This is a genomic window from Paenibacillus phytohabitans, from assembly GCF_013141775.1.
GTDB lineage: Bacteria > Bacillota > Bacilli > Paenibacillales > Paenibacillaceae > Paenibacillus_AQ > Paenibacillus_AQ phytohabitans.
The window spans coordinates 312566-327711 of sequence record NZ_WHOB01000093.1; the positions used below are offsets into that span (position 1 = coordinate 312566).

A 15146-nucleotide genomic window follows, 5' to 3' on the forward strand; every position below is an offset into this window, starting at 1 on the left:
CCTTCTACCTAGTCTTCCTACCATAGTCTTCCGGCCAGCATAGTGAACCGGATGAATACCAGCTCATCCCCGTCCTGGATCTGCAGCGGCTCCTCTATTAGGGCACATTCCCGCTCCTGCAGGAACACCTTATATAATCCGTCCTCAAAAGCAAGCAGTGCAGCAGCAACCGCTTCACCGGTATCCGGCGGTTCATCATTATAAATGGTCGCGAAGCCAACCTTGCCGTTCTCTCCCTGTTCTTCGATTTCATTGCCTGTAAGATAAGGAATGATCTCTCCCCGCCCCTGCTTGTCCGCAAGTCCCTGCACCTGCAGGACTACGATCTCAGTAATCAGCTCCTGCAGTGTAGCAGGAGTCCCTTGCAGTACTAATTCCTGCCGGGCAAGCACCGGTTTGCGTTTGCCCAGGCTTTTGACAGTAACATACAGCCGCACATCTATCCCTCCTGTTTCTACAGACAAGCCTTACCGGAAAACAGGCCATCTTAGATTAATACCCAATTCCGGCCCCTCTGCCGCGCTTCGGCTAGATTTCACACGATGAAATTCGGGACAGACTTCATCCCGGGTACAATCTAACCCGTTAATTTGCCTACTCAGCCGCATCCGCCGATTCCGCCCCGCCATCCGCCTGCAATCCGAACCAGCGCTCCAGTTCAGCGAAATTCTGCTCCAGCGTCCGGCTGCCATCTGACTCCAGCACCTTCAGCTTCCGTTCCCCTGCCCCACTCCTGATCCTCGCAGCGAACAGCGCATCTCTCTTCATCCAATTGTTGAACGAAAGCTCCGGATTCTCTGTAGCCTGCAGGATTCCCTGAATCCATTCCCGCTTGCTGTACTGCTCCCGCTGGAACGGTTCCGCCGGGATCACCCAGATTGCCTTATCCATCGGCTTCAGAAGAGGCACCACCAGCGCCGGGAGCAGCTGATTTCCCTCCACAACAATGGGGCCATCGCCCGAACCCTCAAGATCGCTCAGCACATAATTGAAGTCCTCCCTCAGACACCCGGTATATACATCCAGTTGTTCCGCCACATCCCTGGTGAAGAACACTTCATTCATTGACATCTGCGATACCCGGTACATTGCGGACTGCGCCTTCCCTGTAATTCTCTGCAGGTGATCCTCATAATGCTCATCGCATGCGTAGAGCGCCACATTATATTTCTCCGCGAGGCGCCCCGCGAGCGTGCTTTTTCCGGCACAGGCCGAACCGCCGATCCAATAGATTTGTCTGTTCATGTACATCCGCTCCTTTGTTCTCCGGCATTACCTGATACTGAGCTATTCGACACCGGATTGCCGCCGTTCCTGCATCAATCTGCCATTTCACCGCCGAATTCCCCACACAAGCACTTTTTTTGTTAAAATAGAAATGTCGGCGCAATTACGGGCAATCCGGCGCCAGTCACTGAAACGGAGGCATTACCTGTGGATTATATTATTCTGGACATCGAATTCAACGGCCGCAAATTTGCCAGTGAGCACCCTATGGAGGTCATTGAGATCGGAGCTGTCCGTCTAGACGCTTCATTGCAATATAAGGGCGAGTTCTCTGCCTTAATCAAACCCATATACTTCTCCACCCTCAATTCCTTCATCAAGAAAAAAACCGGCATCCCCCAAGAGGATATAGATGTCGCCGACCGGTTCCCGAAGGTGATAGCCGCCTTCAGAGCCTGGCTTGACCAGAGCACGGACGGCGTGCTGCTGCTGACCTGGGGCGGCGAGGATATGAAACGGATCATCCAGGACGTGCGGATGCACAAAATCGATGACGCCTACTGGATGGAAGCAACCTACTTCGATCTGCTCAAAGGCGTACTCCGCGCCCGCGGCCTAAGCAATGACATCAGCGTTGAAGGCGCTATGGCCCTGTTCGGCCTTGAGCCTTCCGGCTCTGCACACCGCGCGCTGGATGATGCCAAGATGACGGCCGATATTTTCCGTGCGGTCTTCAGCGAGCTGGATTTCGGGCGCTCCCAGCACTATATCGACACCTTCTCCAACGCCAGAGAACGCAAGACCGTCAAGATCGCCATCAAAGCCATGACCTCCCAGAAGATCGTTCCCACCTGGGAGCTTGTAGCCGAGCATTACTTCCCTGCTGAGGATGCTCTGGCCGACCCCCGGAAGCTCGCAGAACTGCAGGCGTATTTCGCCGCCCAGGTCGGCAAGAAATAGACATCCCTCATGCTCCGCTTGACAGCGGCAGTTTCCTAGCAGCAGCTACGGAGACTGCCGCTGTTTGCTGTTTGCTGTTTGCTGTTTGCTGTTTGCTGTTTGCTGTTTGCTGTTTGAGATATTATCCGGTTATCTGGTTATCCTGCTAGCCCTCGGGTTATCCTAAAATTAGGATTTGACATTGCCGTTACGTGAAGGTGTAGAGTAATTCTTGTAAGCAGCAGCTTACACGGCGGGGACGATAGAGCACGTCCATGCTGTATACGCCAAGACAGAGTTGGAGGCTGAAATGACAATGGAGTACACTGTTCAGAAGCTGGGAGCACTCGCGGGGATCAGTACACGGACACTGCGGTATTACGATGAATTCGGGATTCTGAAGCCGGCCAGAATCAATTCCTCGGGATACCGCATCTACGGCCAGGCCGAAGTAGACCGGCTGCAGCAGATTCTCTTTTACCGGGAGCTGGGCTTAAGCCTCGAAGGGATCAGGGACATTGTCACATCACCTTCCTTCGATGGGGCCCGCGCGCTGCGTGAGCACCATGACAAGCTGCTTCAGCGGAGACAGCAGCTGGACCGGCTGATCGCGAACGTCGAGCAGACACTTGCACACACCGAAGGGAGAATTACAATGAGCAATGATGAGAAATTCGCAGGCTTTAAGCAGAAGCTGATTGACGATAACGAGCAGAAGTACGGGCAGGAAATCCGGGAGAAGTACGGCGAAGATGCCGTAGAGAAGTCGAACCGCAAGCTGAAGAACATGACCGAGGAGCAGTATGCTGCCATCCAGCAGCTTGAAGCAGACATGTTCGCTTCGCTGGAGCAGGCGATGGAGGAAGGAGATTCTGCAGGTGAGCTTGCGCAGAAGGCAGCTGATCTGCACCGGCAGTGGCTTAGCTTCTACTGGGATACCTACACCAAGGAAGCTCACGCTGGGGTAGCGCAGATGTATGTCGATGATGAACGCTTCACCGCCTATTACGACAAACGCCGTCCCGGACTGGCCGGGTTCCTGCGGGATGCTGTACATGTGTATACGGGCGCGAAGCAGTAGTGTGAGGGTCCCCTTATAAAAAAGAGACAGCCGGATTGCACGGCTGCCTCTTTTTTATACTGCTGTATGGCTCAATCATCATCGTCGTCGGAGTCTACATCGGTGTACACAATCTTGGCTGTATACGCATCGACTCCCACTTCCGTCGAGACCCGTCCGTTTCTGATCTCCACCTCATACACGGCTCCGCCATTGTCCCGGTCAAGGTCAATTTCAGCTACCGTTCCCTTCACTGAGGCTGATGCTACTGCGGCTGCTTTGGCCGCTGTAATCAGCGTTCCGCTTGGTGCTGTAGCAGCAACTTCATAGTTATCATCGTCGTCATCGTCTGTTTCTTTGCGCACGCTTATCACTTTACCCGTGTACGCATCTACCCGGACATCCATCTCCTGCTTGGCCTGCCGGATCTCGACATCGTAATACGTACCGCTGAGTTTCTTATCCAGATCAATGCTCTCTACCTGTCCCGGTGCCGCCTTCAAAGCAATCTCTTCGGCTTTGCTTACACCGATCAGCGTTTTGCTCTGACTCTGCACCGATGCGGCTGCTGCCGCAGTACCGCCCTTAACCTCGCCGATGCCGTAGGCACCTCCGAGAATCAATGCTGCTGCCGCTATACTGCTCCATACTTTCTTCTTCATCTTTGCCGCCTCCTAAGTTCAATCTGTGCTGCTCATGTAGTAACTATAACGGCCCAACATGAGAGGACAGCGGGAGGAACATTAGAATTTGATGAGAAAATTAACCTCACAAAGTGGAGCTATAGCTTCGATGTTTACTCAGGTACTTTGCGGGGGCCCCAGAACATATATATTCTTGTCTTAGAAAAAGGCTCAGGAGTTATCTCCATCCGGTTCTTCCCACGTTACTGACATAATGCTGCCAGAGATGGCGTTCACCTGAACTACGGCCTCTCGTCCGTCTGAAGTTTTAATCTCCACCAGATAAAATGCGCCTGAGTCATTGATTCCGGTGTCCACATCATCCGGTTCCCCCGCCACTTCCTGCAATGCCAGCCGGACCGCTTCGTCTTCTGAGACCACACGCTGCGCTGACGGGGACGGAGCTGGTGACGGTGCAGCGGTTGCTCCGCCCGCAGGGGCTTGAGAGGCTGCGGGTGTAGGCTGAACAGCTGGCTCTGCTGCGCGCTTCAGCAACACTATGGAGAGGATATCACCCGTGGCTCCATCCAGCTTCAGCTCATATAATCCCTGCGCAGTCTCCAGCTCTGCCACGTATTTCCCGGACTGCAGCCTCAGACTCTCTACCGTTCCGGCATATTCCTTCAGCACGGCCTGCTCCGCCTGTTCCCTGGACAGCAGCTGTTCGGATTCATTACCGGATATCCACAGTGCAGCAAGTACCAGCACGATGAGCACAGCCAAAATAATGACCGCCTTGTACAGGAGGCTCTTGGTCGATCGTTTATTATTCACTCGTTTCGTATTCTCACGCTGCTTGTTCATTGTCCTCCCCTGCTCTCAGCGGCAATCCGGATCATCACCGAGGTTCCCAGACCTATTGCACTATTCATGGACAGCTTGGCACCAATCGCGCCTGCGATCTCTGCCGCAAGCGACAGCCCCAGGCCTGCACCTCCGCCCTCACGGCTTCTTGCCTCATCCACTCTGTAGAAACGGTCGAATATTTTAGGCAGCTCCTCCGGGGGAATCCCGATCCCCCGGTCCGTAATGACTATAACCTGCTCCTGCCCGGAAGCTTCAAGGCTGACAGTTATCGCCTCATCACTGTATTTGCGGGCATTGTCCAGGAAGATGAACAGCAGCTGCCTCAGCTTCGCTTCATCGCTGTAGCCTTCAACCGGGCCCTTGGACTGGACGGTCACTTCTCTCCCATATGCATTATGAAATACCCTGGCCGAAGCTCGGGCCAGCTCTTCCAAATCGATCATCTTCATCTCAAGATCCCAATGCTCATGATGCTTTGCCAGCAGCAGCAACTGTTCGGTCAGCTCCTTCATCCGTACAGCTTCAGAATGAATGGCTTCAACCGATTCATTGAACAACTCGGGATGATCCAGCCCTCTCCGCTTCAGCAGGCTGGCATAACTCTCAATTACCGTCAGCGGTGTGCGCAGTTCATGTGAAGCATCGGAGACGAATTTCTCCTGCTTCACATGATTGCTCTCCAGGAGGGCAATCATCTCGTTGAACGTACGCCCCATCTCCACCAGCTCATCCCCGGAGGTCTCCTTCAGCGCAAGCCTGCGGAATTTCCCGCTATTTTTGATCTCCCGCATGGTAACTGTCATTTGCACGATGGGGCGCATAATCAGCCCCGACAGCAACCGGCTGGAGAGCAGCAGCGGCAGCAGCGCAACAAGCGTGGCTCCGGCAAGCACAATCCGGAGCACCCGCAGTGTACTCATGGTGCTCTCCAGACTTTTGGTCATCTGGACATTCATGACGTTCCCGTCCGTCCAGATGACCGGAGCACTCACGAAAGCATAGGAGCGCCCGCCCGCCTGTATAATTCCAGTGTGCTTCTCAGAATGATAGACCGGCTTCAGCCGGCTGATCTCCTGTTCGGAGGCTGAAGTGACAGGCGAAGGACCGCTCCCGTCCGGTGCGAGCAGCCGAAGCATCCCTTCAATCGGCACATAGGCCCGGAGCAGCTCCGGCGCCGTTACCCCGCTTCCCGCCCTTCTCATATCAGCAGCGACCCTGGCTGTCTCGGCAGCAGCCTGCTCCAGCTGGCTATCTGTCGACAACCGGCTGAACATCAGGTAAATGAACAGGTTCATGATGACAAGCAGTACGGCAAACAGCACACTGGAGTACAGATAGATTTTGCTCCGCAGCTTCATAGGGAGTCCTTCAGCACATAACCGATGCCCCGCACCGTATGGATCAGTTCTTCCTGATTATCCTGCGTAAGCTTTTTGCGGACATACCGGATATAGACATCCACGACATTCGTATCCCCGTAATAGTCATATCCCCAGACGGCTGTCATTATCTGCTCCCTGTTCAGCACCTGGCGTTTGTTCTTCAGCAGGAACACCAGCAGATCGAACTCCCGCGGCGTCAGCTCAATCCTTCTGCCCGCCCGCATTACCTCACGTGTAGCTTCGTTCAGCTCAAGATCATCCGCTCTCAGCCAGGAGTCTGTTTCCGCTGTCTTACGTCCTGATGCCAGCCGCAGCGCAGCGCGGACACGCGCCAGCAGCTCCTCTATTTGAAAAGGCTTGGTAATATAGTCATTTGCCCCTAAATCCAGCCCCGATACCTTATCCTCCACCGAGCTTTTAGCCGTAAGCAGCAGCACAGGAGTATCGGCATCATTCGCCCGGATACGCCGCAGCAGCTCTATTCCGCTGAATCCGGGCAGCATTACATCCAGCAGCAGCAGATCCGGCTGCTGCTCCTGATACAGCTCAAGTCCCTGATGGCCGCTGCCGGCAATGGATACACGGTATCCCTCACACTCCAGCTCAATCTGCAGCAGACGGGCTATTCTCACCTCATCCTCAACAACCAGGATAGATTCTGTCATTGGCGTTCCGCCTTTCTGCCTGCATGCACGTGTATGCATGCTTATTCTTAATCCGGCTGCCTCCATTGTAGGGCATAGGCAGGCGCAGATTCAAACTCTGCCTCTGGCCAATGTCCCCTCGCTCCTCGTAATTCTCCGGTTTATTCTTAATAGTATGAACTATACATCCCCTTAACTATGGACCCCTGCCCCCTTCCTCAACATGCCCGCCTAACGCTCAACCAAAGGGATTTATCCCTTTCATTTCCTCATTCTGTCCGCCTTTCGCTCAATCAGAGGAAATTATCCCTCTCATTTCCTCATTTTTCCCGGATACCGCCAAATCCAATATCCCTCTCGTTCCCGTCTATTGCCCACTTTCTGCGGATTAAACAAAAAAGAGTGCTCCAGGCCGTTTAAGCGGCTCGGAAACACCCCATTCTCTTCTACTGCGTATGAACAGGCAATAGCAGCAGCAATTATAAGCTGCGATGCAGCAGCTCCAGCACACTGCGCAGCTCGGCAACCGCTACCTGACCCGGAGCCGAAGGCTTATGCGCTGCCCCGAAGGTCAGCGCTGAGCCGAAGATTTCACCGGCAAGCCGGCTGATTACACCCTCTCCGGCCATCGACATTGTAATGATCGGACGGTCCGCATACTGCTCCTGCATCACGTTTGTTGCCGCCAGCAGGGTCAGCACATCCCCCGCACTCTGCGGCATCACAGCAATCTTCGGCAGATCTCCGCCAAGCTCCTGTGCTCTGCGCAGCCGGGAGACGATTTCATCCTGTGACGGCGTGCCATGGAAATCATGATTCGATATAATCACGAATACCGCATTGTCATGCGCTGTGGCAATCAGCCCGCGGACCTCCTGTTCCCCGTTAAACAATTCCACATCCACAATATCAACGTATCCGCTCTCTACAGCGGCTTTGTTGAGCCGGAAGTAATACTCTGTGGAGATTTCCTTCTCCCCGCCCTCTTTGGCGCTGCGGAACGTGAAGATCAGCGGAATCTCCGGCAGAAGCTGCTGGATTTCCTCCAGGACCTCCGTTACTGCTGCGATATCCTCCACTTGGCTGAAGAAATCGCTCCGCCACTCCACCACATCCGGAGCCAGAGCCTTAAGGGCCTCCGCCTCTTCCCGAAGCTCGGATAACGTTGTTCCGACCAGCGGAACACAGATTTTGGGCATCCCCTCCCCAAGGGTCACATTCTTAACGGTTACTGTACCGCTCATCGTTTCAGCTCCTTATGTATCAGGCTAAGCCTGTGAATTAACCGTACGGCTCGCTTATCCGCAGCATTCTGTATCTGGTCAGACAATCCTGCACAGAATACAACAATCCCCGCAATATATTAACCAGAAGCCGAAATTGTTGTATAAAAGGCAATATTCTCCCCTTACCATGCAGAATAAACAAACAATTCATGTATTTCATACAACAATCCGTCCGGACAACGCGGTATTTATGGATTCAAGTTGTAATACCTGCAACATTTTGCCTATACAGAATGAACTTACGAATCTCAAAGGACCATTTACACGATCCTTACGCTAAATCTACTGTGCGCCCGGCTCGGCATCAGCAGCTTCCTGCAGGAACTGCTTCACCTCTTGTAATCTTGGCAGCGAAGGAATCGCTCCCGCTTTGCCAACCGCCAGTGCACCGACCGCATTCGCGAATCTGACCGCTTCATCCAGCGTTTTCCCGCGGGTAAGCTGCCAGGCCAGCGCCCCGTTGAAGGAGTCGCCCGCTGCCACTGTATCTACAGCTTGTACCGGGAACCCGGGAACATGCAGGCTGCCGGCGGCATTCACAATCAGCGCCCCTTTGGAGCCCAGTGTGACAATAATGTGCTGAACCCCTTTTTGCAGCAAAATCCGTGCCGCACGCTCCGCATCATCCACACTCTCTACAGAAATACCGGCCAGAATGCCCGCCTCTGTTTCATTCGGAGTCAGGTAAGTCACATGGTGAAGCAATTCATCTCCGAGCGGCTGAGCCGGTGCCGGGTTGAGGATCACCGGAATTCCATGGCGGGAAGCAACGGCAGCCGCAGCCTCTACCATAGTCAGATCCGTCTCCAGCTGCATGACGACAATTCCGGCTTGGCGGATAACCGGTTCAAGTGCTTCAATATCGGCCGGCTTCATCTCGACATTCGCACCGGGGACCACAATAATCCGGTTCTCGCCTTCTCCGTCCACCACAATGGAGGCGACTCCTGTAGCCTGTGACTCACTCTGCGTGATATATCCGGTGTGAACCTGCTCCTGTGACATAACCTCCAGCAGTCCGCTGCCAAAAGAGTCCCGGCCCACTCTGCCGATCATGGTTACCTCCGCGCCAAGTCTGGCTGCAGCAACGGCCTGATTGGCACCTTTGCCGCCCGGGGACAATGCAAATTCCTGACCAAACAGCGTCTCGCCCGCTTCCGGAGCCCGTTTCGTGCGTACTACCATATCCATATTCAGACTTCCAATTACGACTATACTCAACATGAACACCACCACTTGGTTTATTTCCATTGTTTCTTCGCCATTAAGGCTACCTTCTCCATGGAAGGGACGGCACCGGCGTTACTGGTTGTTATCCTCTTATCTTATGGCCTTCAGCCGGGTTAATCAAATTTTTATGAATAGAAGCTTTGGCAGCTTTTTTTCATCAAAACTTCGCTGTGCTTTTTAAAGACAAATATGCTAGAATAGGTGTGCAATCGCTTCCAGAAATCAGCATATTCTTTTGAGCAAACGTTTGCATCTTAGATAAAGCCTGCAGCTTGGCCAATAATAATCTAAATCATATTTAGGAGGCTTATCAAGTGAACGAGAACCAACTGCCGTCAGTAGCTTATTTCAGCATGGAGTACGGGCTCCATTCAGACTTCAAAATGTACGCCGGAGGCCTGGGCATTCTGGCCGGAGATTACATCAAAGGTGCCAAGGATATAGGCGCTCCAATCATCCCCATCGGACTCAAATGGAAACAAGGCTACACGGACCAGAAAATTGATGCAAACGGCAATCCATACGACTCCTACCATAATTATGTATATGAGTTCCTTGAAGATACAGGCGTCAAGGTTACGGTAAAAGTCAGAAAAACCGATGTCGTCTGCAAAGTGTGGAAAACAGAGCATTTCGGTAACAGCCCGCTTTATCTGCTGGACACCGATATTCCCGAGAACAGTGATGCCTGGATTACAGGCCAGCTGTATGGCTGGTTCGGGGAAGAACGCATTGCCCAGGAGATTGTCCTGGGGATCGGCGGCGTCAAGGCCATGCGTGCCCTGGGAATTCCGATTGATGTCTACCACTTCAACGAGGGGCATGCCGCGCTTGCAGCAATTGAGCTGATCCGTGAGAAGATGTCGGGCGGCAGTACTTTTGAGGAAGCCTGGAAAGCTACACGGGAAGAGGTTGTGTTCACTACACATACACCGATCAAGGAAGGTAATGAGACCCATCCGCTCGACCGTCTGGAGTACATGGGTGCTTTTAACGGCTTAACCCGCGCTCAGATGGAGCGGATCGGCGGAGAGCCGTTCAACATGACTGTGGCAGGCCTGCGCCTGTCCCGTATCTCGAACGCCGTTGCCCAGCTCCATGCCGATACCGCCAATAAAATGTGGAAAGAGGTCGCCGGCCGGTCCGAGATCATCGGCATTACTAATGCAATTCATACGCCTACCTGGGTGGATGAACGGATGACGCGTGCTTTTGAGGAAGGCGGCGACCTGTGGGCCACACACAAGGAGATCAAGCAGGAGCTGATCGGCTTCATCGAGGAACGCTCCGGGATTGCCCTGAATGCCGACAACCTGCTGATCGGCTTCTCCCGCCGCGCAGCTCCCTACAAACGCAGTGACCTGATCTTCTCCCAGCCCGAGGTGATTGAGCCTTACCTGGAGAGCGGCAGAATTCAGATTGTCTTCTCCGGCAAAGCGCATCCGCTGGATGATAACGGCAAGAGAATCGTCAGCAACCTCGTAGCCATGATGAAAAAATACCCGAAAAGCGTAGTTTTCCTGGAAAACTACGATATGACCATCGGTGCCCAGCTCACCCGCGGCTCCGATATCTGGCTGAACAATCCGCGCAGACCGCTGGAAGCCAGCGGAACCTCCGGTATGAAGGCCGCCATGAACGGCGTCCTCAACTGCTCCATCCTTGACGGCTGGTGGCCGGAAGCCTGTATAGACGGCGAGAACGGCTGGCAGATCGGGGACGGCTTTGAGACTACGGACTTCGCGGTGCTTGATCAGCACGACAGCGATGCCCTGTATGATACACTCCTGAACCGTGTTCTGCCGACCTTCTATGAGAACAAGGACAAGTGGGTGCAGATGATGCACCGCAGCATTGAGACCACCCGCACCGAGTTCGCCACCAAACGCATGCTGGATGAATACTATAACCGGATGTACATCAAAGGCTGATTGGCGTCCACAGTTCTGCTGCTTCCTTCTACATGCCCTTTCTTCGTTCCCTCCTGCCCGCTGAAGCGGGCGGGATTTTTTAGGTTCCACGAGTTTTCAGTTCATATTCTTTATCTTTAATAACGTTAATCATCTTCATTTAATCTGCTTTCCAGCGGAATTCCGGGCAAATATCCTACTTTTAGTGAAACCAGTTTCCCCAACCAATTTTTTTTGGCTGCTTGTCCAATTCCGACATTATTTTCAGTTCACTTAGGTTACAGTGATAGTGTGCTACAAACGTTTGCACAATAAGATATGCGATGAGCGGCTAGAAGTTCCCGGGAGTTTATTTAGGCCAAACACGCACAAATGAAGCAGGTAAAACCACTACAAAGGGAGATGGGCAAATGCAATTGCAACGAATGGGCAGCTTCAAAAAAGTAGGCATCGGCTTAGGGACTCTGCTTATTGCTTCCGCGATCAGTTTAACCGGAGCCAGTGCTGCCGGCAATCTTGTTCCAGTGATGACCTCCAACACAAGTCCGGCGGGTACCGCCTCCGCCAGCAGCGAATGGGCATTCCATGAAGCCTACAAAGCTTTTGACCATGATTACAGCACCTATTACTCCACTTCCAGCGGCAGCTCAGGATATCTGCAATACAGCTTTGGCACTTCCAAAAAGGTCCGCAGCTATAGGCTTACCACCTCATCCCAGCCTCAGGCGAATGTGCCAAAAACCTGGACCCTTCAGGGCTCCAGTAACGGCAGCAGCTGGGTCGTTCTGAGCAGCCAGTCTGGCCTTTATTATCCGGGTTCCTCTTACTACTTCAGCCTCTCTTCTACAGGTGACTATACCAGCTACAGGCTAGTCATTACCGCCAACAACGGTGCTTATTCCACTTCTGTAGGCGAGCTGGAGCTGTACGAATAATTAACGCTTACATCCGCTTATCAGATACAGGCCGCATTCCTGACTGATAGCAGCAATAGAGACCCTCTTACGCCCAACGTAGAGGGTTTTTGACGTTGTCACCCTACTTCTTCAGCTCATACCTCCCTCTCACTCGCCTTTGCCCTTGCCATCCAATAATGCCAGATATATTCCGCACCAGAGGCAGTCTACCCTATCATGATTTTACCTTCTTCCGCATATTGTTAATTATAATGATTATAAAAAAGGATTGATTTTATTTAATTTTTTGTTATTATAAAACTTATACTTAATCTAAAATCAAATCCTAATACGAGGTGACTGTATTCATGAGTGAGAGCAATAACAAACTAACGACAAGCTGGGGTGCCCCGGTAGGTGACAACCAGAATTCTATGACAGCCGGTTCCCGCGGACCCACTTTGCTGCAGGATGTCCACCTGCTGGAGAAATTAGCCCATTTTAACCGGGAACGTGTTCCTGAGCGTGTCGTCCATGCCAAAGGTGCCGGTGCCCATGGTTATTTTGAAGTCACCAAGGATCTCTCCCAATATACAAAAGCTGCCTTCTTATCTGAAGTCGGTAAGCGCACACCAATGTTCATCCGCTTCTCTACCGTAGCCGGGGAGCTGGGTTCTGCTGATACCGTGCGTGATCCGCGCGGCTTTGCCGTGAAATTCTACACCGAAGAAGGCAACTATGACCTCGTCGGCAACAATACACCTGTCTTTTTCATCCGTGATGCGATCAAATTCCCGGACTTTATCCATACCCAGAAACGCCACCCGCAGACACATCTGAAGAACCCGAACGCTGTATGGGATTTCTGGTCGCTCTCCCCTGAATCCCTGCACCAGGTTACCATTCTGATGTCTGACCGCGGCATACCGGCCACCCTCCGTCATATGCACGGCTTCGGCAGCCATACGTTCAAGTGGGTGAATGCAGAAGGCGCCGCAGTATGGGTGAAATACCATTTCAAAACAGAGCAGGGCGTCAAGAATCTCGATGTTAATCTGGCTGCGCAGATTGCCGGTGACAACCCGGATTACCATACTGAGGACTTGTTCAATGCGATCGACAAAGGGGATTTCCCCGCCTGGAGACTGCATGTGCAGATCATGCCTGTAGAGGATGCTGACACCTACCGTTTCGACCCGTTTGATGTCACCAAGGTATGGTCCCAGAAGGATTACCCGCTGATTGAGGTGGGCCGCATGGTGCTGGACCGCAATCCGGAGAACTACTTCGCTGAAGTGGAGCAGGCTACCTTCTCTCCGGGATCATTTGTGCCAGGGATAGAAGCCTCTCCTGATAAAATGCTCCAAGGCCGCCTCTTCGCCTACGGTGATGCCCACCGTTACCGGGTAGGAGCGAATCACAACCACCTGCCGATTAACCGCCCCATCGCTGAGGTTAACAATAATCAGCGGGATGGCGCGCTGAATCACACCAATAACGGCGGAGGCTCCGTGTATTACGAGCCTAACAGCTTCGGCGGGGCAACCGAGTCGCCGCAGGATAAACCGGCCGTTTTTGCAGTCTCCGGCCAAGCGGACAGCGTCCCTTACGACCACAATGATCACTACACTCAACCTGGCGACCTGTACCGTCTACTGAGTGAGGAGGAGCGTGCCCGGCTCGTACGCAATATTGTAGGAGCTATGACTCCAGTGGAGTCGGATGAGATCAAGCTTCGCCAGATTGGCCATTTCTACAAAGCCGATCCGGAATTTGGCCGGCGTATCGCGGACGGACTGGGACTGGTGGTACCGGAGTAACTCCACTTGCATCCTCCAGCGCACAGAAACCCCTGACTTCATCAGTCAGGGGTTTCTTACAGCATTTTCTATGATTTTCTATGTATATAGCCTAATGATACACATTCATCCACTGCTCCAGCTGCTGCTTCAGTCCCTGTCTCGCGGATACCGGCTCAAGAATCTCGGCGTTAGGGCCATATTGCAGAATCCACTTAATAAATTCCTTGTCGTTATTGACGGTGACTTCAAACAGCAGACTTCCGTCTTCCTCGTCGGTCATTCGCGGGTGCACGAACAATTCCTCTTCTTTGATGTAACGCGCTACCTCCGGATGAAACCGCACTTTGAAGGTGGTATTCTTATTGCCCCGGTCGATCGACCAGGTATTTTTCAGATACTGTTTAATATTGAAATCCCCTTTGTCGAAGGGGGTATCCGTCACCTCTACCTGCAGAAAACGGCTGATACGAAACGTCCGGATCGCCCTCTTCAGGTGGCAATAGCCAATCAGATAGAATCTCTGGTCACGCGGAATCAAATAATAAGGATCAATCTCCCGCTGCGTTGTCTCGTTGCGCAATTGCGAGTGATATACCGTACGAATCCGCCGTTGCTCCATAATCGCCCCGATCAGCGGCTGCAGGAAATTCCGGCTCTCCTTGCGGTAAGCAGGCTTGCCCATTTGGATAATATCTGAAATATTCTCAAGCATTCCATTCTGTTTGGATTTCTCCTTCAGATGTGTGCCCATGACTTTGTCAAAGGCAGATAGGAAACCTGGGGGGATTTTGCCGGGTGCCAGCACGGAGGGCAGCAGAGAGAAGGCCATTGCCTCCTGCTCGGAGAAATCCAGCGGGTATAAGAAGAATTTCCCCATAAACTTATAACCTGTTCCTCTCCCCTCGTTCATCACCGGTGCAAAATGACTGATTACATCCAAGTCCCTGTAAATCGTTCTAATATTCACCTCGCACCGGAATGCCAAATCCGCAGCCGTAATCCCGGGATTCGACTGGATGGCGTTAATGATCTTGAAAATCCGTATTACTTTGTCTGTCATAATAAATGCTCCTCAACTTCCAAGTAAATAGTGCCTGTACTTCTATAGTTCTAATATAACAGGTCTATATAAACATGGCTGTCTGCATAATATAGCATTATCAGCGCATAGAGCGGCCACCAGCATACAATGTGCATTTTTAATAAGCCAATACTTCCGCCCCATGTAGAAAAAAACAAAAAAAACCCTTGAATAACAAGGGTTTCTATAACTATTATTT

At 52.5% G+C, this 15146-nt stretch carries 14 protein-coding genes; 5 read left to right on the forward strand and 9 right to left on the reverse strand.

The window, feature by feature from the left end; all coding sequences use genetic code 11:
* Window positions 1-17: 17 nt before the first annotated feature.
* Window positions 18-437, reverse strand: coding sequence for a hypothetical protein (locus GC101_RS32435; protein WP_171720661.1), 420 nt, complete (start codon window positions 435-437; stop codon window positions 18-20).
* A gap of 157 nt (window positions 438-594) precedes the next feature.
* Window positions 595-1245 (reverse strand): hypothetical protein, encoded by a 651-nt coding sequence (locus tag GC101_RS32440; protein WP_171720662.1) that lies wholly within the window; start codon window positions 1243-1245, stop codon window positions 595-597.
* A gap of 189 nt (window positions 1246-1434) precedes the next feature.
* Here GC101_RS32440 and GC101_RS32445 point away from each other — a divergent pair, with 189 nt between their 5' ends.
* Together GC101_RS32445 and GC101_RS32450 are read left to right on the forward strand one after the other, a co-directional pair.
* A complete protein-coding gene (locus GC101_RS32445; protein ID WP_042133697.1) occupies window positions 1435-2187 on the forward strand; it encodes a 3'-5' exonuclease in 753 nt (250 codons plus the stop codon).
* A gap of 295 nt (window positions 2188-2482) precedes the next feature.
* Window positions 2483-3247: a MerR family transcriptional regulator gene (locus GC101_RS32450; protein ID WP_171720687.1), complete on the forward strand. Its 765-nt coding sequence runs from the start codon at window positions 2483-2485 to the stop codon at window positions 3245-3247.
* 71 nt (window positions 3248-3318) lie between these two features.
* On the opposite strand, the gene GC101_RS32455 is transcribed toward GC101_RS32450, so the two are convergent.
* The 6 genes from GC101_RS32455 to rbsK form a co-directional block, all read right to left on the reverse strand.
* A complete protein-coding gene (locus tag GC101_RS32455) occupies window positions 3319-3888 on the reverse strand; it encodes a PepSY domain-containing protein (RefSeq protein ID WP_171720663.1) in 570 nt (189 codons plus the stop codon).
* Between the two features lie 192 nt (window positions 3889-4080).
* Entirely contained in the window at window positions 4081-4713 is a 633-nt protein-coding gene (locus GC101_RS32460; RefSeq protein WP_171720664.1) for a PepSY domain-containing protein, read from the reverse strand.
* Complete coding sequence (locus GC101_RS32465) at window positions 4710-6074, reverse strand: sensor histidine kinase (RefSeq protein ID WP_171720665.1); 1365 nt, start codon at window positions 6072-6074, stop codon at window positions 4710-4712. Before GC101_RS32465 ends, GC101_RS32460 begins: the two co-directional genes overlap by 4 nt.
* Window positions 6071-6763, reverse strand: coding sequence for a response regulator transcription factor (locus tag GC101_RS32470; RefSeq protein ID WP_171720666.1), 693 nt, complete (start codon window positions 6761-6763; stop codon window positions 6071-6073). The genes GC101_RS32465 and GC101_RS32470 overlap by 4 nt, the downstream gene beginning before the upstream one ends.
* Window positions 6764-7221: 458 nt before the next feature.
* Window positions 7222-7986: a type I 3-dehydroquinate dehydratase gene (gene aroD, locus GC101_RS32475; RefSeq protein WP_171720667.1), complete on the reverse strand. Its 765-nt coding sequence runs from the start codon at window positions 7984-7986 to the stop codon at window positions 7222-7224.
* A 324-nt stretch (window positions 7987-8310) separates the two neighbouring features.
* The gene (gene rbsK / locus GC101_RS32480; protein ID WP_343049844.1) at window positions 8311-9279 is read right to left on the reverse strand and encodes a ribokinase; all 969 of its coding nucleotides are present in this window, start codon (window positions 9277-9279) and stop codon (window positions 8311-8313) included.
* A gap of 293 nt (window positions 9280-9572) precedes the next feature.
* Between rbsK and glgP the strand changes: the two genes are divergently transcribed.
* The 3 genes from glgP (at window position 9573) to katA (ending at window position 13884) form a co-directional block, all read left to right on the forward strand.
* A complete protein-coding gene (glgP, locus tag GC101_RS32485; protein ID WP_171720668.1) occupies window positions 9573-11189 on the forward strand; it encodes an alpha-glucan family phosphorylase in 1617 nt (538 codons plus the stop codon).
* 389 nt (window positions 11190-11578) lie between these two features.
* Window positions 11579-12103 carry a discoidin domain-containing protein gene (locus GC101_RS32490; protein ID WP_171720669.1) on the forward strand — a complete coding sequence of 175 codons (525 nt, stop codon included), beginning with the start codon at window positions 11579-11581 and terminating at the stop codon, window positions 12101-12103.
* A gap of 329 nt (window positions 12104-12432) precedes the next feature.
* A complete protein-coding gene (katA, locus tag GC101_RS32495; protein ID WP_171720670.1) occupies window positions 12433-13884 on the forward strand; it encodes a catalase KatA in 1452 nt (483 codons plus the stop codon).
* 91 nt (window positions 13885-13975) lie between these two features.
* On the opposite strand, the gene GC101_RS32500 is transcribed toward katA, so the two are convergent.
* Window positions 13976-14926, reverse strand: coding sequence for a helix-turn-helix transcriptional regulator (locus GC101_RS32500; RefSeq protein WP_171720671.1), 951 nt, complete (start codon window positions 14924-14926; stop codon window positions 13976-13978).
* Window positions 14927-15146: the final 220 nt, after the last annotated feature.

Coding starts and splice junctions, on each gene's coding strand:
- GC101_RS32460 (WP_171720664.1), bottom strand. CDS start 4,713: ATGAACAAGCAGCGTGAGAATACGAAACGAGTGAATAATAAACGATCG.
- GC101_RS32465 (WP_171720665.1), bottom strand. CDS start 6,074: ATGAAGCTGCGGAGCAAAATCTATCTGTACTCCAGTGTGCTGTTTGCC.
- rbsK (WP_343049844.1), bottom strand. CDS start 9,279: ATGGAAATAAACCAAGTGGTGGTGTTCATGTTGAGTATAGTCGTAATT.
- GC101_RS32450 (WP_171720687.1), top strand. CDS start 2,483: ATGGAGTACACTGTTCAGAAGCTGGGAGCACTCGCGGGGATCAGTACA.
- katA (WP_171720670.1), top strand. CDS start 12,433: ATGAGTGAGAGCAATAACAAACTAACGACAAGCTGGGGTGCCCCGGTA.
- GC101_RS32455 (WP_171720663.1), bottom strand. CDS start 3,888: ATGAAGAAGAAAGTATGGAGCAGTATAGCGGCAGCAGCATTGATTCTC.
- GC101_RS32490 (WP_171720669.1), top strand. CDS start 11,579: ATGCAATTGCAACGAATGGGCAGCTTCAAAAAAGTAGGCATCGGCTTA.
- GC101_RS32500 (WP_171720671.1), bottom strand. CDS start 14,926: ATGACAGACAAAGTAATACGGATTTTCAAGATCATTAACGCCATCCAG.
- GC101_RS32440 (WP_171720662.1), bottom strand. CDS start 1,245: ATGAACAGACAAATCTATTGGATCGGCGGTTCGGCCTGTGCCGGAAAA.
- aroD (WP_171720667.1), bottom strand. CDS start 7,986: ATGAGCGGTACAGTAACCGTTAAGAATGTGACCCTTGGGGAGGGGATG.
- GC101_RS32470 (WP_171720666.1), bottom strand. CDS start 6,763: ATGACAGAATCTATCCTGGTTGTTGAGGATGAGGTGAGAATAGCCCGT.